14 protein-coding genes and 2 riboswitches are annotated in these 20,791 nt (G+C 64.1%); all 14 genes read right to left on the bottom strand.

Annotated features, from left to right (window positions below; genetic code table 11):
* Positions 1-148 precede the first annotated feature (148 nt).
* Positions 149-1,105 (bottom strand): substrate-binding domain-containing protein, encoded by a 957-nt coding sequence (locus tag NUV99_11250; protein MCR4420667.1) that lies wholly within the window; start codon positions 1,103-1,105, stop codon positions 149-151.
* A 231-nt stretch (positions 1,106-1,336) separates the two neighbouring features.
* Positions 1,337-2,407, bottom strand: coding sequence for an ATP-binding cassette domain-containing protein (locus NUV99_11245; protein MCR4420666.1), 1,071 nt, complete (start codon positions 2,405-2,407; stop codon positions 1,337-1,339).
* Positions 2,394-3,185: an ABC transporter permease gene (locus NUV99_11240; GenBank protein ID MCR4420665.1), complete on the bottom strand. Its 792-nt coding sequence runs from the start codon at positions 3,183-3,185 to the stop codon at positions 2,394-2,396. The genes NUV99_11245 and NUV99_11240 overlap by 14 nt, the downstream gene beginning before the upstream one ends.
* A gap of 167 nt (positions 3,186-3,352) precedes the next feature.
* The gene (gene wtpA / locus NUV99_11235) at positions 3,353-4,396 is read right to left on the bottom strand and encodes a tungstate ABC transporter substrate-binding protein WtpA (protein ID MCR4420664.1); all 1,044 of its coding nucleotides are present in this window, start codon (positions 4,394-4,396) and stop codon (positions 3,353-3,355) included.
* Entirely contained in the window at positions 4,396-4,980 is a 585-nt protein-coding gene (locus NUV99_11230) for a molybdopterin-dependent oxidoreductase (GenBank protein MCR4420663.1), read from the bottom strand. Before NUV99_11230 ends, wtpA begins: the two co-directional genes overlap by 1 nt.
* Before the next feature lie 221 nt (positions 4,981-5,201).
* Entirely contained in the window at positions 5,202-6,056 is an 855-nt protein-coding gene (locus tag NUV99_11225) for an argininosuccinate synthase (GenBank protein MCR4420662.1), read from the bottom strand.
* Complete coding sequence (locus tag NUV99_11220; GenBank protein ID MCR4420661.1) at positions 6,037-6,846, bottom strand: argininosuccinate synthase; 810 nt, start codon at positions 6,844-6,846, stop codon at positions 6,037-6,039. The genes NUV99_11225 and NUV99_11220 overlap by 20 nt, the downstream gene beginning before the upstream one ends.
* Positions 6,847-7,031: 185 nt before the next feature.
* A complete protein-coding gene (locus NUV99_11215; protein MCR4420660.1) occupies positions 7,032-12,182 on the bottom strand; it encodes an S-layer homology domain-containing protein in 5,151 nt (1,716 codons plus the stop codon).
* 44 nt (positions 12,183-12,226) lie between these two features.
* A riboswitch (molybdenum cofactor riboswitch) is annotated at positions 12,227-12,346 on the bottom strand.
* A 27-nt stretch (positions 12,347-12,373) separates the two neighbouring features.
* The gene (locus NUV99_11210) at positions 12,374-13,687 is read right to left on the bottom strand and encodes a stalk domain-containing protein (GenBank protein MCR4420659.1); all 1,314 of its coding nucleotides are present in this window, start codon (positions 13,685-13,687) and stop codon (positions 12,374-12,376) included.
* Positions 13,688-13,875: 188 nt separating this feature from the next.
* The gene (locus tag NUV99_11205; protein MCR4420658.1) at positions 13,876-14,199 is read right to left on the bottom strand and encodes a DUF2149 domain-containing protein; all 324 of its coding nucleotides are present in this window, start codon (positions 14,197-14,199) and stop codon (positions 13,876-13,878) included.
* The gene (locus tag NUV99_11200) at positions 14,150-14,830 is read right to left on the bottom strand and encodes a MotA/TolQ/ExbB proton channel family protein (protein MCR4420657.1); all 681 of its coding nucleotides are present in this window, start codon (positions 14,828-14,830) and stop codon (positions 14,150-14,152) included. Before NUV99_11200 ends, NUV99_11205 begins: the two co-directional genes overlap by 50 nt.
* Before the next feature lie 6 nt (positions 14,831-14,836).
* Positions 14,837-16,531 carry an Ig-like domain-containing protein gene (locus NUV99_11195; GenBank protein MCR4420656.1) on the bottom strand — a complete coding sequence of 565 codons (1,695 nt, stop codon included), beginning with the start codon at positions 16,529-16,531 and terminating at the stop codon, positions 14,837-14,839.
* Between the two features lie 221 nt (positions 16,532-16,752).
* Positions 16,753-18,375: an Ig-like domain-containing protein gene (locus tag NUV99_11190; protein ID MCR4420655.1), complete on the bottom strand. Its 1,623-nt coding sequence runs from the start codon at positions 18,373-18,375 to the stop codon at positions 16,753-16,755.
* A gap of 120 nt (positions 18,376-18,495) precedes the next feature.
* A riboswitch (molybdenum cofactor riboswitch) is annotated at positions 18,496-18,616 on the bottom strand.
* A 30-nt stretch (positions 18,617-18,646) separates the two neighbouring features.
* A complete protein-coding gene (locus NUV99_11185) occupies positions 18,647-20,632 on the bottom strand; it encodes an S-layer homology domain-containing protein (GenBank protein MCR4420654.1) in 1,986 nt (661 codons plus the stop codon).
* Positions 20,633-20,791: the final 159 nt, after the last annotated feature.

Here is a 20,791-nt window from a genome sequence, read left to right as displayed (position 1 = left end):
CCCGGCACGCTTCAGGTACTCGGGCAAAACCAGCACTGCCCTCAAAGAAGTGGGGGATGCGTCAGCAAATGCCACTCTTGCTTCCCAACCGGTCCCTTCGCAGCCGCAAGGTCATGACTCCCCTCTTCTTCCCGAGCCCGGCGCCTGCCTAGCCGCCGAACTGAGCCTCTTTCCCGGCGTCGGGAACGAACAGGGGCTCGCCGTACTTATCCTTCCCGAACTCGCCGATAAGCTTCTGCCCCTCCGGGGAGACCATGAACTCCACGAAGGCCTTGGCCCCATCGGCGTTAATGTCCAGGTTCGGGAACTTCTCCGGGTTCACCTGCATGACGTGGTAGATGTTCAGCAGCGCGGGATCGCCCTGGTGAACGATCTCCAAGCGCAGCTTATCCTTCATGGCCAGGTAGGTGCCGCGGTCGGTGAGAGTATAACCTCCCCGCTCGGAGGCGATGGTCAGGGTCTGGCCCATTCCCGCCCCGGCCTCCACGTACCAGTCGCCCTCGGGGGTAATCGCCGCCGCCTTCCAGAGCTCCTTCTCCTTCTTGTGGGTACCGGAGTCGTCGCCCCGGGACACGAACGCCGCCTTGCGGTCGGCGATCTTCTTAAGAGCCTCCACCGCTGTACCCGCCTGCCGCACTCCGGCCGGGTCGTCCGCCGGCCCGACAAAGATGAAGTCGTTGTGCATGACCAGACGATAATTGGTCACAATGCCCTTGTCCACCAGAGGTTTCTCCGAAGCCGGCGCGTGGACCAGCAGGGCGTCGGCGTTGCCCTCCTCACCCATCTTCAGGGCCTGGCCCGTGCCCACGGCGATGGGCTTGACCTTGTATCCGGTCTTCTGCTCAAAGATGGGGAGCAGGTACTCCAGTAGCCCGGTATCGTAGGTGCTGGTAGTGGTCGCCAGGATAACCTCGCGGTCCTGTCCCGCCGGCTGCCCGCCTTGCGCCGGCGCGGCGGCCTCACTGCTTCCGGTCTGCGCCGGCGGCGCGGTGGTCTCACCGCTTCCCTTGCCGCACCCGGCCACGAGCGCCAGGCCGCAGACCAGCACCACCAGCAGTCCCAGCGCCACGAACCTCGCCAGGCGCGTTTTCTTCAAGCCTGCCACGTTCCCATACCTCCTCCGGCGTTACTGCCCTTCCCGGAACCGCCGGGCTTCGGCTGCACTACGCGCGACTTCACCTCCTTATCCGAGCCGGGCAATGCGGCCCGCCGTTCCGGGCACCGTTGTGTTGATTTTAGCAGAACGCGCTCAAGATGACAACTCTCTACAAGTCCTACCCTCTCCCGATTCCCCCTAATAGGTCCCGGGTTGGGAAGTTTGGTGTTGCGTACTACCTTATAGACCGCCCCTCGCCTCCAGGAAGCAGACGTGCTCGCAGGCAAAGCCCACGTAAACCCTTTCTCCCACCCGCAACCCTTCCTCCGCCAGTTGCCGGCCGGGAACGTAGGCGCTCAGGGTGGTGGTCCCTACCCTGACCTCCGCCCTGAATACCCCTCCGCCGTTAACCAGGCTTTGCAGCTGGCCCTCCCAGGAATAGGGATACGGCAGCGGGGACCGGCCTATGACCACGTCCTCCGGCCGCACCCCGGCCACAACGCCGGCAGGGCCGGGCCTTGCCGGCGCCCCCGCCCCTTGCACCGCCTCCGCTCCGGGATGAACCGGTTTGCCCAACAGGAACCACGACCCCTCCCGGGGTTCCAGAGGGAGCAGGTTCTCCATGCCCACGAACCCGGCCACTTCCGCCGACGCCGGCCTCCGGAAGACTTCTTCCGGGGTCCCCACCTGCAGCAGCCGGCCGCCAAAGAGAACCGCCACCCGGCGGCCGTAGGCGAAGACCTCGGAGAAATCGTGCGTCACCATGATTATCGTCAGGCCGAACTCCTGGTTCAGGCGCCTGAGTTCCCTGCCTATCTCCCCCCGCAGGTCGGGGTCAAGGGCGGAAAGGGGCTCGTCCAGGAGGAGCAGGCGCGGGAAGGCGGCCAAGGCGCGGGCCAGGGCCACCCGCTGCTGTTCCCCTCCGCTCAGGGTAGCGGGGTAGCGGGAAAGCAGAGGCCCCAAACCCAGAAAGCCCACCCAGTCCTGCCAGGCAAAGGCCGGCCTTCCGCGGCGAAAGCGCAGGGCGTAGCGGATGTTTTCCTCCACCGTCAGGTGAGGAAAGAGGGCGTAGTCCTGGTAGACGATGCCGATCGGCCGTTCTTCCGGCGGGACCGAAGTCAGATCCCCTCCCTCCAGCCGGATCCGGCCCTGCCGGGGCCGGTGTATCCCGGCCAGAGTTTCCAGGAGCACGGTCTTGCCCGCCCCCGAAGGACCCAGCACCAGGAAGAACTCTCCCTCTTCTACGGTGAAGCTCACCTCCTGCAGGGTAAAGGAGGGGAATCGGACTTCCAGGTTGCTAACTTCCAGCACGGGAGTCATCCCCTCCGGCGATTAGGCGGACCACCACAAAGACCAGCAGGGAAACGGCCAGGAGGAGCACGGCCGCCGGCCGGGCGTAGGCCAGGCCGTAGCTCTCGAACCGCTCGTATATGAGCACCGGGGCGGTCATGGGGTGATAGGCCAGGATTACGACCGCGCCGAACTCGCTCACCGCCCGGGCCCAGGTAAGCACCATGCCGGTAAGAATGCCGCGCCAGGCCAGGGGCAGGGTAATCGTGAAGAACACGGCCAGGGAGCCGGCACCAAGGGTGCGGGCCACGAATTCCAACCGCACCGGCACGCGAAGGAAGGCATCGCGCGCGGCGTTGATCAGAAGGGGAAAGCTCACGAACAGCATGGCGATGGCAATCCCGGCGTGGGTTTCCACGAAGTCGAAGCCGGCCCGCTGCAACCAGCCGCCCAGGCGGGCATGGGGGCTGACGGCCATCAGCAGGATAATGCCGGCCACGGTGTGCGGTATCACCACCGGCAGGTCAAGAAGCCCCTCCAGCAGCCTCTTTCCCCTGAAGCTCCGCCGGGCCAGGAGGTAGGCGAACGGCACCCCGGTCAGGGTCGCGGCGGCGGTGGCCGCTCCCGCGGTCCAGAAACTGGTGAGCAGGGAGGCAATGAATTCCGAGTCGCGCCAGGTCTGCACGAGGAGCGCCGGGTCGGTAACCCAGAAGGCGTATAGCAGCGGGTAAAGCAGAAACAGCAGAACCAGGCTACCGCCGGCCACCGAGATCCAGTAAACCTGATCCTTTCCCCGCAAAACCGTTCTCCTCTCCCGGCCGTAGGCTGGTAGGCCAAGTGCAACCGCATTCCGCCCTGGTGGGTCCCAAGTTTGCCCTCCCGGCAGTCCTGATTCCCCCTCGTACCGGTCGCTTCGCCGACCGAACTGGGGCTCGAGCTTCGCGCTCCGGCGGGCTGCGCCCCCGTTTACTCTCCTTTCACCAGACCGGCAAGCTCCGTCGGAAGGCCGGCCGGGTTATCCGCAACCGGGGGCACAAAGGGGTGGTTATTCTCGGCGAATATTCTCTGCCCTTCCGGACCCAGAAGGAACTTCACGTACTCCAGCGCCTGGGAACGGTGGGGGGCGTTCTTAGGAATGGTGAGGGCGTAGTAGATGGTGTTGCCCACCTGCTCGTTTTCCAGAGCGGTGAAGCGCTGAAAGCCGAACGCCACCCGCACCCGCCGGTAGAAGTCCTCCTGGTCGGAGGCTCCCAGGTTCAGGGCCGGGGGCAACTCCACGTACTTGAGACCCCGCTGCCGGGCCACGCTGCGATACTCGAAAGCGTAGTCGATTGCCCCCGCCTCCAGCAAGGCCAGCAGCTGGATGCTGCCGCCGCGCACCGCGAACTTGTCGTCCCGCGGTTTCATTACCTCCACGAGGTCGATCGTGTACCGGTCGCGGTCTTTCCGCACCGAAATCGCCGGGGTAAAATGGTCGGCCACGATCCTGGCAAAGAGTCCGGGATGCCCGTAATGCACCTCGGCCAGTTGCACCATCATCAGTGCCCGGTAGCCGCAGGCGTCCAGCAGAGGATGGGGCAGCCCGATTTTCACCTCCGGGCGGGAGAGGATTTCGCACCAGTTGGAACTGCTGATCTCCGAGGCATACCGGCTTTTCTCGGTGTAGGCGATGACCAGTTCGTTGGTGGCGAACCTGATGAGCCAGTCCGCGTGCTCCGGGTACATCATGGCCGGGATCAGGGTGTAGTCGGCCACCGCCAGCACGTCCGCCTGCTTCTTCAGGTCGGTAACGTAGCGGATCACCTGGATGCTCCCGTGCCCCTCCATGTCCACCTCCAGGTCGGGGTGCAGGCTCTCAAACTGCTTCTCCACCGCCTGCAGGGGCACGATGAGGCTCCCGGCATAGACCACCTTTAGCTTGACCTTTTGCCCTTCCCGGGGTCCGCAGGCGGCCAGGCCGAGGATGAGGGCCAGCACCAGGGCCGCGGACGCGATCCTGACCGCCCTCATTAAGTCTCGCCCTCCGTTAGCGGCCGCACTTCCATGCGGTCCACCCACTTCACCCAGTAGTGGCCCTCGGTAAGAAAGTCATCCGAGCCTACCAGGGCGATCCGCAGAGGCCGGCCGTCGTCTTCCTTCAGAGGCGCGCCGTCCTGCTCGTACATCAGGATCATTTTCACCCCTTGGGTGGGGATCTCCCTCAGGGTCCGGGAATCGTAGGTCACGAAATCCCCCTTGACCTGCTCGTAGGAGAAGACCATGGAGTAGCCGTCGGGCGCCCACACCCAGAGGCACTCGTCCGGCCCGATCCCTCCCACCAGGGCGCAGAGGTCTTCCACCGGAACCCCCTTGCAGGTGAACGGTCCGTTGACCAGGCCTACCGTGGTGAAGAACCCGCCCCTCCCCTCCCAGGCGGGCATTTTCTTTATCTCCTCCAGGCTGAGCTGCCGGCTGCCCTCGCGGCCCGCCAGGTTCAGGGTCCAGTCGATTTTCTCTTCCCCGGTGAAATAGAGGTAACCGGAGACCGCGAGCAGGCAAACGCCGATGAGGATCAGCAAGAGAATTAGTTTGGGCTTTCTTCCCTGGTTCGGCACTTCTTCGCTTCCCTGCCTCTCTCTTTTCGTTACCCGGCCTTCAGGCCGCGGCGCAGGCCGCCCCGGCCGGAAGAAACCGTAGGCTGGGGCATCCGCGCCCACACCCGGGACGCAGGTCTTACTTCGCCCGCGGTCGCCCAGCTTTATTCAGCCTGGACGCCCATGCCCCGGGAGGGCACCAGCCCGGTCTTCTTGAGGGCGGCTACCGTGCTCTCCCGCCGCTACTTCCGCTTCAAGAAGTAGACGGCCAGGCCAATAACCGCCGCCCCGGCGGCCGCCAGAAGCCATATGATGAAGCTTGGGGAGCGAGACGGGGAAGCCCCGGCTCCCCCGTTGGCCTCCGCCGCCAACACCGCCGGCTGCTCGGGCGCCCCGCCGGAATATACCGCGATTTGGTTTACCCACTTCGCGGTCAGCCCGTTGGTGCTGGGATAGAGGTTCTCATAGTAATGCCAGTAGTTCTCGTCGAAGCATTCCTTCATGTCCTGGTTGCCGAACACGTACTTGCCCTCGGCGTTCGGTACCTTGGGCATAAAAACCAGCCGCATGCCGGCGAAATAATCCGGCACGTACCCCCTCCCCTGGCGCTCTCCGGCCTGGACCTCTTCCCCGTTGTACCAGCAGAGCACTATCGGCCCCTGGCGGTCGGGCGGCGCATAAACGTTCCGGTGGCCGAACTTAACGTAATAGCCGTCGGGGGCAGAAACCACCACCTCGTCCCCGGGAGCCATCCCGCCCACCAGGTCGCAGAGGTCCTTGAGGTCGGTGCCCTTGACCGCTCCTTTGTCCTTCAAGTTCTTGGTCCGCGTGGGGTCCCACTTATCGCCCTCAAAAACCGGTCCCTGGTGGTAGTAATGGGTCTTTCCGTCCCCGTGCACCGGGAGATTAGCCTCCATCCACCGGTAGTCCACCTGCTTCTCGGCCACTACGGTCTTATGGTCCGCCGCGTACTTCACCAGCCGCACCGAGGTGGTGGGCTCGGCCGCCCGGGCAGCCGAGGTCGCGAGGAAGCCCAAAACCAGGGCTAAAATAAAGGAACCGAGCAGTGAACGTCTTCTATCCGCCACCTTTGCCACGTCTGTTCCTCCTCAGAAAAACTACCCCGGCAGCCAGGCCTCCCACGGCCAAGAGGGTAATAACTACTACAACTAATGTCTGAGTGGGGGGCGCCTCGCTGCTGAGGATTATCACCTCGTTAACGTTTTGTACCGTATAACCGTTGCTGGAGGGCCAGTGGTTATCGAAGAGATGCCAGTACGATTCCGCAAAGCATTGCCGCATGTCCTGATTTCCGAAGACGTACCGTCCGCGCTGGTTCGGCGTCCGGGCAAAGAAAACCAGCCTAATCCCTTCAGAGAAGCCGGGGACGTACTCGCCGTCCTTCCACCAGCACAGGACGATGGGGCCCTGCCGGGGGAGCGGGTGGTAAACGTTTTCGAAGGGGAACTTCTTGTAGAAACCGTCCGCAGCCTTAACCTTTACCGCGTCCCCCGCCTGCATCCCCCCTACCAGGTCGCAGAGATCCTTGAGGTCCGTTCCCCTGAGTGCACCGTGATCCTTCAGGTTTACCGTTTCCGACGGGTCCCAGAGGTTGTTCTCATCAAATGTAGGCCCCTGGTGATAATAGTGAGTGGTCCCGTCTCCCTGCACCGGCAGATGTTCCTCCATCCATTGATAGTCCACGGTCGTTTCCCGAATAACGGTCTTCCCGTCCGACGCGTACTTCACCACGTGCACCGAGGTTGTCCCCGCCGCCTGCGCCGGAGCCGGGAAAAGGGGCAAAACGGCCAGTAAGGCAGCAAACCCCAGCATCAGCAGGACAGGAAAAACGCGTCCCGAGAAAGCCCTCCGGCGCCCCAAGAACATCTATCAACCTCCATCCTCCGGCCGTACACCTTCTCCGCCTTTTCGCCGGTGCGACCGGACCTGCCTCTTACTCTTACTGCCGCCGCAATCTCCCGCCGGCCAATCCGCCGCTCGTCCAGCGGGAGGGCATACGGCGGCAGGGGCCCTAACCCCTCCCGCCGTATGCCTCTGCCCTCTGTGCGCGGCTACTTCTGCAAAGCCTTGAGGACAACCGTGACCGCCTCGGCCCGGGTGGCGTGGCCCTGGGGACGCAGGGTGTTGTCCGGATAGCCCTTAATGATCCCGCTCTTCACCGCCGTGGCCACCGCTGCCCTGGCCCAGCCGGAGATGCTGCCGCCGTCCTTAAAGGACATTTCCGCGCTCACCGGGCTCAGCCTGGCCGCCCTGACCATCATGGCCGCCAGCTGCTCCCGGGTAATGGGGTCGTCCGGCCCAAAGGTGTCGGCGTTATAGCCCGCGACCAGACCGTGGTGGGCGGCGGTGGCTATGGCGTCCTGCGCCCAGTGCCCGGCCGTGTCGGCAAAGACCTTGCCGCCCTGGCCCTCAAGCTTGAACGCCCTTACCAGAAGGGCGGCAAATTCGGCCCGGGTGATCTTGTTGTCGGGCCTAAAAGTCCCGTCCGGGTAGCCGCCGATGACCCCCAGGCCTACCAGTTCCTTGATGCTGTCCTCCGCCCAGTGCCCGGCAGTGTCCGAGAAGCTCGCCTGCGGCTGCGGCGCTCTTACCGCTACCATTACGGCGTATTTGCTGAGGTGCTCTACCTCCACGCTTATGCTGTTGCCCGCTACCCGGCCGCCGAGATCAACCCACCGGCCCAGGCCTTCGTCGTAGCGGTGTATGGAGGGAGTTTCACCTTCGGAAAGGGCACTGGCATCGAAGCTGAGGGTGATGGTTACTTTCTTGGCAAAACTGTAGGTGGGTTTTCCGTCTACGGTAAACTCGTATACACTGCCGACCAACCTATGGCCCGCCGGCGGGGCCGGAGGCGCGCTCACCTTCTCGATTTTCACTTCCACCGCCTGTGAACCGCTGAGGGCATTGGCCGGGATTACGATGGCGGCCTCATCCCCCAGGCTGATGGTTCCGCCGGCGGCCGGATTGACGTTCGCCGCTCCGGTGGTGGAGGTCACAGGCGCCGGGCTGGGGACGCCACCTCCGCCATCTCCGCCGCCGCCGGTGCTGATGGAAGTCTGCGTGTAGGTAACGAACTTGGTAAAATGCTTGGTCCAGATCACCAGGTCGGGTCCGACGCTCATCTTGCCGTCCCCGCCGGACGGTAGGTTGGTATCCGCCCAGGCTTGGTCGTCCCGGGCGCCGGACGGCAGGCTGGGGATCTTGGTGAACTTGCCGCCCCGGTAGTATCCCGCCTCCTTTCCTGCCTGGCCGGGGATAACCAGCCGCACGGCTTTGTCAAAGGTCAAGGGTACGTCCTCGTAACCGACTTCAATTACGGTATGCACTTTGGCCTTTTTCCCGGGATCCGCCTCTACCTTCACCGATTGGGCCGGCTCCACCCTGGGCACGTTGATGGTCCCGTTCCATTCTGCCGGGCCGCTGACGGTGGTTCCTCTCGGTATGGACACCTTTATGGGCGCGGGACTCACGGCAGTGTCGGTGACCTCGATGTTAAGAGAGGCAGGCAAAGGCCCGGTGGTCACGGCGCCGGATACGGGATCGGGCTCCTTCAGGAGTCCGGTGACGCTGATGGTCGCGTCTTTCACCTCGTCGGGTACGGCTATCCTTACGGTTCCCTGGGTTTGTTCGGTCACCGCCAGGTTCTTCTTGGAGCGCTCTACCGCCACCTCATTTCCGGTTATGGGTTCGGCGAGGCTGTATTGCACCGTCAGGACTTCACTGTCCTGCCAGCCGGTCCTGACGGCGATGGCCTTTAGGGTAACCGGCGGGTTAATAGTAATCGACCCGGTATACTTCGTACTCGCCTCAGTCGGGGCAGTGCCGTCCAGGGTGTAGTAAATGTCCGCACCCTGGGTAGCGGTCTTGAGGGTCACGCGAGTGCCGGGTGGTACCGTGCCCCCCGGCGGCCACGCCATGGGCTTGGCCACGGTTCCGGCCGGGACTACGGTCAGGCTCCCGGTGGCCACGTCGGTCCCCTCCCCGACGGTCACGGTGAGTGTACCCGAGGCCTTCGGCGGGATCACGAACTCGATACTGTAGCTGCCGTCGGCGCCGGCCCTCGTGGCGTCGAACACCAGGATGGAGCCGGCCGCGTCCGTCACCTTGAGGGGCACCCAGGAGTCGGGAGGTGCCGTACCCGATGCGGTTACGGTCTCGCCTACGGACGCTTCGCTCCGGCTGAGTTCCAGGGTAACCGCCCCGGCCGGGACTGACGGGACTAAGCTGATGCCGGCGATCTTGGCGATCGAGGTTTGCCCGCCGACCGCCGGGCCCACCAGCCGCAGCGGCCAGTCCTCGTCGGGCAGAGGCTGCCCGTCGAGGGAATTGGCCACAATGTAGTTGCTGTTGCGGATGATCTCCCGGCTATCGATACTCACCGAATGGCCGTCCGTCGCCGTAATCACTACCCGGTAGCCACCCGTCGCGAGTTCATCGTTAAAGGCGTTGTCGGAATGCTGGTCGGCATCATCCACGAACCCGGCCAGGAACCAAAGCGGCATTCCCTCCCAGACCCGGCCTTCGGGATCCGTGTAGGTGGCCTTGTGGTTGGCGCCGAACTGGCAGGCGAGGGCCTGTTCGAAGTACGTCTTGCTCACCTCATACCGGAGGCCGCCGATACCCTGACCGTCAAGCTCCAGCGTCCAGTCTCCCTCGGGCACGGAATAGACCCTGATTTCCGTGACCCACTTGGCCGATAAACCGGCGCAGGATGGATACCGGATGCCGTCGCTGTAGTAGTAGTGCCAGTACTTTTCCGGCAGGGTCTCGTGCATGTCCCACTGGCCGTAGATGCCGTCCTCGGGGGTGAAGAACAGGCGCATCCCCTCGTCGTAGTACGGGACGTACTTCCCGTCCGCCCACCAGGCCAGAATGGCATCACCCTGGCGGGCCCGCACCGACGGGTCGGGGTAAACGGAGGAGTAGGGCAGCCGGGTCTCGTAGCCGTCGCTGGCCACCAGCACCACTTCGGTGCCCGCGCCCATGCCGCCCACCAGATCGCAGAGGTCGGAGAGGCGCGTGCCCTTCACCGCGTTGGAAATCTTAAAGCCGGCCGGGCACTTCTCTTCCGGGTCCCACAGATCGTTCGGGTTGAAGGTGACGCCCTCGAAGCGGTAGATTTTCTGCCCGTCGCCTATCACCGGAAGGTTTTGCTCCATCCAGCGATAATCAATTGTCCGCTCCTGAATCACCGTGGTGCGGTCCGGGCCGTACTTGACGATGTGCAGTTGGGGAATGGGCAGGGCGGACCCGAATTCGGTCAGCTCGATCTCCACCACGTTGCCCACGCTGGCCCCGCTTAAGGACCCGTCCTCCCTGGCCACGCCGGCGCCCACCAGGCGCAGGGGCCAGGCCGAACCGGAAAGCGGCTGGCCGTTGCACCGGTTGGCCAGGATGTAGTCGTTGCTCTGCGCTATATCCGCGCCGGCAAATTCCTTGGTGTAGCCGTCCCCGGCCTTGACCAGGACCTTGTAGCCGGCCATGGCCTGGCTGAAGTTGTACCCGTGCGGCTGGCGATCATCCACCCAGCCGGCCAGGAGCCAAAGCGGCATGCCTGACCAGACGTTGCCGTCCTTGTCGGTCCACTCGGCCAGGTGTCCCGAGGCCGGGCAGGCCAGGCCGGCCTCGAACTCGGCCTGGGAAATAACGTCGCTGATCTTGCCGGTCAGGCTGAGGTTCCAGCTACCGGGCGCGGCCGCGGGTGTTTGCAGTTCGGGGATTTCTATCCTGACGATGCCGCCTACGGCCGAGCCGCCCAGGGAGCCGTCGGCTTCCGTAACGCCGGGACCCACCAAACGCAGGGGCGCCGACGAACCGGTAAGCGGCTCACCGTTGCATTTATTGGCAACGATGTAGTTGTCGCTTCGGGCTACATCCGCGCTGGCAAAGGTCTTGCTGTAGCCGTCGGCGGCCTCCACCTTCACCGTGTAGCCGGCCTGCGCCCGCTGGTCGTTGAAGGTCCAGTGGTTGCCCGGCTCGATGTCGTCCACCGCCCCCAGCAGCACCCACAGGGGCACGCCGGACCAGACTTTGCCGTCTTTGTCGGTCCACTCCCGGTAGTGGCCCGAATGCTGGCAGGCCAGCGCCTCTTCAAACTCCTCCTGGGTGATGGTGTCCCCTACATCGCCCACCAGCTCCAGGGTCCATCCCTCGGAAGGCTGGGGAAGGCCCGAGAGCTCGATGCGGACGATGCCACCCACCTGCTGCCCGCCGAACACCGCCGAACCCTTCAGGTGCAGCGGCCAGCACGGTTTCCCCGAATCGGTCTGGAGGGGCAGCGGTTCTCCGTTCAGCGTATTGGCCACGATATATCCGTTGTTGCGGGCGATGTCGGCGCTGTCGAAGGTGGCCGTCCACCCGTCGCTGGATATGACGTTAACCTCATAGTGCTGGGCGGCGAGGTCGTCGTTAAAGTTGAAGTGGTAGGTGCCGACATCAGGGTCGTCGTCGACCATGGCCACCAGCAGCCAGAGCGGCACGCCCGTCCAGACATTGCCGTCGCCGTCGGTCCAGGAAACCTGGTGGCCCGAAGACGAACAGGCCAGGGCCTGCTCAAAGAAGGACCTGGTCACCGTGGTCTCCTTGGCGCCCGCCAGCTCCAGGGTCCAGTCGGCAGGTGCGCCTCCGCCACCTCCTCCGGCCCCCTCCACGGAGACCACCGTTTTCACCGCCGCGGTGGCCGCCGCCTTAACGGCCTCAAAGTCGTCGGGATTGGCAATGCCGGCGGCATAGTAGAACTCCACGCGGTCAGCATCGGCAAGCTGGAGCAGGTTCAGGGCTTGGTCGCGGCTGTCGTAGCCGTCTTTATGAACGCCGTTGACGTAGGCGTACCACTTGCTGCCCCCTTTTACGTAAGGGTAGCTCCCTACGTTGTCCAGAAGAAGAACGCCCGAGTCCGCGTACTTCTTGTCGGTCACATCGTAGGTGAAGCCGCCGGCCGCGGCCGCGGCCTGCAGGGCCCCCAGGGGCGTGGTTTCGTACACCGTGTAGGCCACACTGGAGTTGTAGGCGATCACGGTAAAGGTCTCGCCCGGGGTCAGGGTAACGGTGCCCTCGTAAAGAACGTCGATCGCCGGCTCCTCCGCCTGAGCCGGCGCAGGGGCCGAAAGCCCGAACAAGCCCGCCGCAAGGCCTATGATCAGGGTAATTCTCAGGATGATCGACAGAAGCCGGTGCCCCCGGCTGTTTCCTCTTCCTCCCACTTGCTTCTCCCCTTTCCCCTGTACTTCTTAGGCGCCGGATCTGAGTATCCGCGCAAAGGCTCCTTTCCGCCATGGGAGGCCCGCCCGTTTCCCGGCGAGCCCTGTCGGCCCGGCGACCGTGGGCTGGTGTCCTTTAGGTCGCGGGCTCGGAGCAACAAGTGTCTTGGTCAGAACAGGGCTCGGCTCTGCCGTTACCGGGTAATCAGGACCTGACCGCTGCCCGCCTCGTAATCCACCTTGGCCCCCAGGGCTTCGCTCACGAAGCGCAAGGGAACAAAGGTACGGCCGGGCGGAAGCGCTGCCGGAGCGCAGTCGATGGTCTGCTTGGCGCCGTTGACCTCCACCTCGGCCGACCCGAGCCTCAGCACGATCTCCTTACCCCCCTCGGTGACGGTTATCCGCCGGCTCTCCGGGTCCCAACTGACACCCGCCCCCAGGGCCTCGCTCACGAAGCGCAGCGGCACCAGCGTGCGTCCCGAGCCCGGGTCCACGAAAGGCGCCGCCTCCAGGGTGTAGGAAGCGCCGTCAACCTCGGCTTCCACCCTGCCGACGGCAAGCCGGACGACTTTTTGCGGCGGCACGGCCTCCGCCGGCCGGTCCGGCGCCTCGGCCACCCGGTAGTGGAAGGTAACCACGTCGCTGTCCAGCTTGCCCGGGCCGATGGTGACGGCCTTTATGGTGGTATCCTCGTTAATCGGGCCGATGGGGCGATTGACGGTTCCCAAGGCATCGGCCCTGGCCGCCCACCACCGGCTGGCGATCCAGTTGTACATCGGGCTCTCCAGGGTGGGGGTGCTGCCGTCCAGGGTGTAGTAAATCTTGTCGTCGTCCATATGGAGGTTGCTCAGCGTCACCATGGTGCCCGGCGGAACCAGGCCCGGCGGCGGATTGGCCTGCGGGGCATCCCACTTCTCCGGCTCGGTGGTGAGCACCTCGATCTTGTTGAGGTACTTTACGAACAGGTTCCCCGTCTGCTCGGTAACCGCCCGCTGCCCCAGCATTAGCAGGAAGGTGTTCAGATCGTTCATGTACTTGGGGTTGTCGCTTCCCTCCACACTGAGGAGGGCGACCAGGGCCGGCACCTCCACCTGGCCCGAGGGATCGCCGGGGACGTGCCCGTCGGCGTCGCCGCCGGTCTTGAAATTGGGGAACCGATAACGCTTGTCCTGGAACAGTTCCTTAAAAGTAAGCGTCACCATATAACCGTCGGTGGCGTAAAACCGGAGCAGCTTGGCCTCACCTTGTTTGATCCCCGCCTTTAGAAGCAGATCCCACAATTTGACTCCTTTTCCTACATACCATTTCTTGGTGGGCCAGGTGTTGATAGCGCTGTACAGATACTGGTGCTGCTCCATTTGTTCCAGGTCTTCACGGGTAAAGGTTACCGGATTGGTGACCCCGTCTCCGGTAATTTCCAGGGTATCCGATTTGGCCAGGGCCACTGATGGAATTGACAGGCTAAACGAGGCGGCAAGCAGCAGGATGGCCAGGACGGCCCCCGTCAACCGGTAAGAGCGTGAGTTTCTTCGGCAGCCCTTCGCCGGGAAAGCCCGGGAGGTTGTCACTCGTTTTTTCCGAGTTCGCATTGAGCCCATCCCCCCTCGTTAACTAGGCAGTGGCCGACGTTCACTTCTCGGCCTTCGGACGCAATACTGGCAACCCGGGCCCACACGGTCGCCGTGCCTGCACGAGGCTATTCCTGCCCACTCTCGGTCAGCATGAACAGCTGCCCCGTTTCCGGGTCCTTGTAGACCGTGCCCATTCTCTGATAAAGCTTGCCTTGGCCCTGGGTTTCAATCAGATCGTTACGTATCTCCGGGACTTCCGTCACCTCCCGCCCGCGGGTCAGGTTAACCCGCTCTCCTTGGGGGCCCAGATCTACGTTCCAGTACAGCGCCAGGGCGAGCATCAGCCCGCAGGCAAAGACCAGCATGGCGTCCACGATGTTGATGGTACCCTCCAGCGGGTTAACCTCCTCCTCCGGCCAGCGTCTTCTCCTCCTCAGTCCCCCGTCCACGGGCCAGCACCTCCATTAGGCCCTCCATCAGGGCCTCCAGAGAACTCAAGTGGTCTTCATACCACCGCTTGCGCACCCGGGAGATGACAAAGGCCAAACCGCCCGCGGCCAGGCCGCTCACCGTGGCGTCGAAGGCCGTCAGCAGCGAATCGGCCAGTGTCTTGGTGTCGCCCTGGCCCAGGGCGATCATCCCCGGCCCCAACGGGATCAAAGTAGCCATCAAGCCCAACATGGGGCCCAGGCGGGTCACCACGTCGGTCCGGTTGGTAATCCGGGTATAGTGCAGTTCCTCGCCGGCCAGCAGCCGGCGGGCCAGGGCCTGGAGGGAGGCGGCCGGCAGGCCGGCGTGCCGGATCAGCTCGGCCAGGGCCGCCTTGTGGCGGCGCAGCAGGCGGCTGCGCTCGATCTCTTCCCTGATCTCCTCGATACTCTTCCGGTGAAAGGCGTTTATCAGTTCCGGCACGCCCACCTTCATCCTCCGCGCCCCGATGAAGGATTCCACCAGCAGGGCTCCCAGCTCGAATACCGATAAGGCCAGCATAAACAGCAGCGCGGCAAGGGCCGGCATCAGCAGGGCGGAGGAGACGGCGTGCATCGTATCCTTCAAGGGGGTCAAGACCGCTTCCGTCACCTTGGTTTATCGCTCCTTCGCGTATTCGACGTAGGTTTTGGCCGCACCGGAGAGAAGGAGAACCAGGAATACCGCCGCCGCGCCGACACCCGCCCCTTCCCTTTCCTCCGGAAGGGTTGCGGGCACGGCTATCGACACCTCAAATACCTGCGGGGATGGGCCGGACGGCTGCTCCGGCGCCTCCTTGGCGCCCGGGGCGGCCAAGTCCTCCTTTCGGGCCAGGTACTGCATCCCCTCCGGCACCGGCCGCTCCTCCTCCGGTTCGACCTCCGGCCGCTCCTGCGGCGGCGGTTCCGCGGGGGCCTCCCTTGGCGGGTCACCCCCCCGACCCTCCTCGGCCGGTGAGGTCTCGGCAGGCGTTCCCGCACCTTGCCCGGCAACGGCCGGGGGTGGCGCCGGCGGCTCCCCTGTCGGCCAGGGCTCCTCCGTGACGTCGTTCCCGCCGGTCTCGCCGGCCGCCGGCGCGTCACCCGGGGCCACGCCGTCCGGAGGGGAACTGCTCACCACGCAGGTGGCCGCGTACCCGCCCGCTGCCGTCCTTACCGTGATGGTGGCGGTTCCCGGCCCCACCACCGTCACCAGGCCCCGGTTATCTACCGTGGCCACCCGGGTATCGCTGGAGCTCCAGATCAGGCGCTGGTCATCGGCGTTAAACGGCTCTATGGTGGCCGCCAACTGGAAACTGCTCCCCACCCGGAGGCTGAGCGCACTGCGATCCAGGGTCACCCCCGTGGGCGGCCCGCCGGACACGGTGGTCGGGTCTACCGCCCGGCCCGTGGGGTCCACGGTGTAGGTAAAGGTTACCACTTCGCTGTCCTCCCGGCCGGGGCCGATGGTGACGGCCTTGATCACCGTGTCCTTCTCAATCACGATGGGCCGATTGACGCTATCGAGATCGTCCCGCAGCGGCCACCAGCGGCTGGCGCACCAGTTGTACATGGGACTATTCACAGTGGGGGTGCTGCCGTCGGTGGTGTAGTGGATCTTGTCCTCGTTGTTGCGCTTGTTGCTCAGCCTGATGGCGGTCCCCTTGGGCACCACCATCCCGCTGGGTATGTTGGCCTTGGGACTGTCCCATTTTTCCGGCTCGGTGGTAAGCACCTCGATCTTGCTCACGTATTTCAGAAACAGGGTATTCGTCTGTTCGGTCACGGCCCGCTGGCCCATGACCAGCAGCAGAGCGTCCCGGTCGTTCATCTCCTCGGGATCCTCGCTGCCCTCGGCGGCGACCAGGGCCAGGATGGGCTCCACTTCCACCGCCCCTTTGGAGGAGCCGGGGATACTCCCGTCCGTGGGGTGGTTCTCCTTCAAGCCCGGGAAGTAATAGCGCTTGTCTGACAAGAGCTGCTTGACCGTGAGCAGCACTTCGTAGCCGTCGGCGGACACGAACCTGACCAGCTTGGCCTCCGGCTTTATCCCGGCCAGTGCCAGCAACTGGCGCAACTTCACCCCTCTCGCCCGGTACCACTTCTTCGTGGGCCAGGTGTTGACGGTGCTGTACACGTGCTCGTACTGCTCCATGGCCTCCAGTTCGGCCCGGGTCAGTTCCAGGGGATGCGCCACGCCGTCGCCGGTGATCTTAACCGACTCCGAAGGTTGGGCCAAGGCCGGGGCCACCGCGCTCACAACCAGGCACAGGACAAGGACGGCGGCCGGCAGCGGGTGAAAGCGGCTCTTGCCTCCAAAGGTCCAGCGGATCACTATCCCCTCCCTCCCATCCCCCGCGTGATCGGCGCCGGAAGGGTACCACAGCGGCCGGCTGGGTCAGAGAAGGCCGGAGCCTTCACCGCCGCCATTACCGCGTACCGGCCGAGGCGGTCCACCTCCACGCTGGCGGGCGCCGGGCAAGGCCCTCCCTGAAGGGACGCCCCAGGGCTTGCCCGGCCGCGCTCCGGTTGGTTCCGGCCACATCGGGCCGGGCGCTACTGCAAGATCTTTGGATTGTGGTCAGGGGCATTGCTCAGCGCGTCCACAACGAAAACCTTGATCACGTCTCCGGGCTGCACGTTGAAGCCCGCCTGGGCCTGACCGGCCCCAACCCCGTCAAAGTCGGCCCTGAGAGCGTTGAGCCCCATCTGGGCACCGCTCCTGAAGTGGGCGAACACCACGGTCTCGCTGCCGTCGTGGGCGACAAGCGGCTCAATGCCGACCGTGAAGTATGCAAAGCCGCTCGCGCCGGCGTTGACGGTCATGGTCTTGATGCCGTCCGGTGTCGCCCCGATGGTGTAAAGATCGTCTTCCGCCGGCTCTACACTGTATCTCGGCCTGTCCGGCTCTGCCGGCACCACGGTCACGGTGATGCTGTCGGTGTGGCCCCCGTCCTGCGTGGTGACCGTGATGGTGGCGGTGCCGGGCGATACTGCGGTCACCAGGCCGGTCTCACTCACCGTGGCGACAGCCGCATTGCTGCTGGACCAGGTAACGTTCTGGTTGGTGGCGTTTACCGGCTGGACCACCGCCGTGAGCTGCTTGGTCTGGCCCGCCTCCAGCTCCACCTCGTCACCCTCGGCAATGCTCACCCCGGTTACCGCTACCCTGGGCACCGTGTACTCGAGAGTTACGATGTCGCTGTCCTCCCGGCCGGGGCCGGTGACAAAGGCCTTGATGGTGGTGTCCTGGGTGATCTCTATCGGCCGGTTGATTTCGTCGAGAACGTCGGCCCGCGAGGACCACCAGCGCCGGGCAATCCAATTGTACATGGGGCTTTCTATGGTCGGATCGCTGCCGTCCAAGGTGTAGTGCACCTTGTCCTCGTCGTCCGCCGGGCCGTGCAACTCCACCTTAGTGCCCACCGGCACCTCTCCGGGCGGAGGAGTGGCCGTGGGGTTATCCCACTTGGCCACGGGATCGGTCAGCACCTCGATTTTGATTACGTACTTGGCAAACCTGGGGTTGGTCTGCTGGGTTACCGCCCGCTGTCCGTACAGGAGGTGGTTGGCATAGTTAGGGTTAAGCTTGCTGTCGTCGAGAATCTCCTCAAGGCTCTGGCTGGTGAAACTGTGGTGGGCGATGATGGTTTCTACCCGCACCGCCCCCGACGGGTCGCCGGGAATGTGGCCCGCCACACCGGTGCTCATGAAATTGGGAAAACGATACCGGGGTTCGTAAACCAGCTCCCGCACCGTAAAGGTCACCATGTAGCCGTCAGAGGCAAGAAAATAGAGCAAAGTAGCCTCCGGCTTAAGCCCCCCGGCCAGCTTCAAAAGGTCGGTCAGCTTGACCCCCCGTCCCCGGTACCAGCTCTTGGTAGGCCAGGTGTTGATGACGCTGTACCATTCATCGTACTGCTCTAGACGCGCCTTGCCGTATACCGCCTGCAACTCCGGGGGTAGGTCGGCCTCTCCCCGTAGCTGAGATTGGGTAATGGTTATGGGCCCGGGGTTGTTCAGCCCCGGCCCTTCAATGACTAGGTCGCCCCCGGCAGCCAGCGCCGGCGCAGACGCCAGCAGGCCGAGCAAACCCGTCAAGCCAGCCGCCAACAATAAACACAGAACAATAGCCCACACCGGCCGCCAGCCGATGTCTTTGATCCCTCTTCCTGTCACTTTGACTCTCCCTCCTCCCATCGCATTTCGGCGAGACCACTGTTCCCAGCAAAGAGGCGTCCGCCCTCACCTCCTCTCCGTCCAAATAAGATCCGGCCGGCGGAAGGCAGGCCGGATCCGGGTATCCGGGTAAACGCTCCTTTCCGCCACGGGAGGCCCGCCCGTTTCCGGCGCGAACCCTGCCGGCCCGGCGACCATGGGACGCCTCCTTTAGGTCGCGGGCTCGGAGCAATATAGTCTCAGAGCCGGTCCAGTCTCACGTTTCCTCCCGTCACCCCCCCTGCCCCGGACGTCCCAGGGCCTTCAGGACCTTGAGGACTACCGTCACCGCCTCGGCCCGGGTGGCGTGACCCTGGGGACGCAGGGTATTGTCCGGATAGCCGCTGATGATCCCGTTCTGCACCGCGGTGGCCACCGCTTCCCTGGCCCAGCCGGAGGTGCTGCCGGCATCCCTAAACGGCATGCCCGCCGCGACCGGGCTTAGCCGGGCCGCCCTCACCGTCATGGCCGCCATTTGCTCCCGGGTAATGGGGTCGTCCGGGCCAAAGGTGTCGGCGTCGTAGCCCGCGACCAGGCCATGATAGACGGCCGTGGCTACCGAGGCCTGGGCCCAGTGGCCGGCGGTGTCGGCGAACGTCTTGCCCGGCGCGGGCTCCAGCTTAAGCGCCCTTACCAGCACGCTGGCGAACTCCGCCCGGGTGATCTGGTTGTCGGGCCTGAAGGTGCCGTCCGGGTAGCCGCCGATCGCCCCCAGGACAACCAGCTCTCTAATGCTGTTTTCCGCCCAGTGCCCGGCGGTGTCGGAGAAGACCGGCGCCGGGGATTTTGCCTCTGCCATTACCGCGTACTTGCTGAGATGGTCTACCTCCACGCTTACGGTGTTGCCCCTTACCTCGCCGCCCAGGTTAACCCACCGGCCCGCGTCTTGGTCGTACCGGTGGACGGACGGAGCTTCTCCTTCGCCCAGGGCGCCGGGATCAAGGCTGAGGCGGATAGTGACCTTTTTGGCGAAGCTGTAGCTGGGTTTTCCGTCTACGGTGAATTCGTATACGCCGCCCACCAGCCTGTAGCCCGCCGGCGGGGCGGGAGGAGCGTTCACCTTCTCGATTTTCACTTCCACCGGGCCGGTTCCGGCCAGCGCCCCGGCCGGTATTTCAATGGCGGCTTCATCTCCCAGGCTTACCGTGCCCCCTTCGCCGGGGTTGATTTTTGCCGTCACGCTGGCGGGTAGGGCCACCATCACGGCGAACTTGGTGAAGTGGTCGGTTTGGACGCTGATGAAGTCGTCGGTTACTCTGCCGCCGATGTTAACCCACTTCTTCTCCGTTTCGTCGTAGTAATGAATGGCCGGTGCCTCCGAACCTGCCTCATCCCGGTCAAACTTGAGCTTGATGGTCACGGGCTTTTTGAAGCTGTAGTTTGGCTTGCCGTCTACGGTGAACTCGTACACGCCGCCGACCAGCTTAAGACCTGCCGGCGCCGCCGGGGGCGCCTCCACGCGGTCTATTCTTACCTCCACGGGGTTGCTACCGGCCAGCGCTCCCGCCGGTATTTCGATGACGGCTTCGTCCCCCAGGCTTACCGTGCCCCCTTCGCCGGGTGACACTGCATCCGTTTGGCTGGTCTGGGTTCCTGTGACCTTGTAGGTGAAGGTGACTACCTCGCTGTCTAACTTACCCGGACCAATGGTTACCGCCTTAATAACGGTATCCTTGGTTATTTCGATGGGGTGATTGATTTCCGCTACCGTTTGCTCGCCCCGGGCCGACCACCACCGCCGGGCAATCCAGTTATATATCGGGCTGTTCAGGTCCGGCGTACTGCCGTCGGTAGTGTAATGGATCTTGTCGATATCCATGTTGTTATTGCTCAGCCTTACTAGCGTTCCGGCGGGCACCGTACCGCCCGGCGGGTCGGCACGCGGCGCATCCCACTTGGGGATGGCACTGGTGAGCACCTCGATTTTGTTTACGTATTTCACAAACAAGGGGCCGGTCTGCTCGGTCACCGCCCGCTGGCCCAGCATCAGCATCGGTGTATTGCTGTCGTCCATGTAGGAAGGATCATCAGTGCCCTCGGCGCTGACCAGGCCGATGATCGTCTCCACCTCTACGGCCCCCGACGGGTCGCCGGGAATATGCCCGTCCCCATCCCCGCCGCCGCTCTTGAAATTGGGGAAGCGATAACGCCTGTCTCTCAACAGTTCCTGGACCGTGAGCGTCATGTAGTAGCCGTCGCTGGCATAAAACCTTATCAACGTGGCCCCCGGTTTGATGCCCCCCGCCGCGTCGAGCAGGTCGGTTAACCTAACCCCCCGTCCCACATACCATTTCTTGGTAGGCCAGGTGTTGATGCAACTATATACCTCCTATCTCAATGATTTAGCTTTCAACTCCTCCAAACTCCCGCGCTCATA

This window comes from Clostridia bacterium (genome assembly GCA_024653205.1).
Classification (GTDB): domain Bacteria; phylum Bacillota; class DSM-521; order Neomoorellales; family SLTJ01; genus JANLFO01.
This window is presented reverse-complemented; position numbering and strand designations above follow the sequence as displayed.

Excerpts from the sequence above, each read along its gene's own strand:
- NUV99_11220 (MCR4420661.1), bottom strand. The coding sequence starts at position 6,846 with ATGTTCTTGGGGCGCCGGAGGGCTTTCTCGGGACGCGTTTTTCCTGTC.
- wtpA (MCR4420664.1), bottom strand. The coding sequence starts at position 4,396 with ATGAGGGCGGTCAGGATCGCGTCCGCGGCCCTGGTGCTGGCCCTCATC.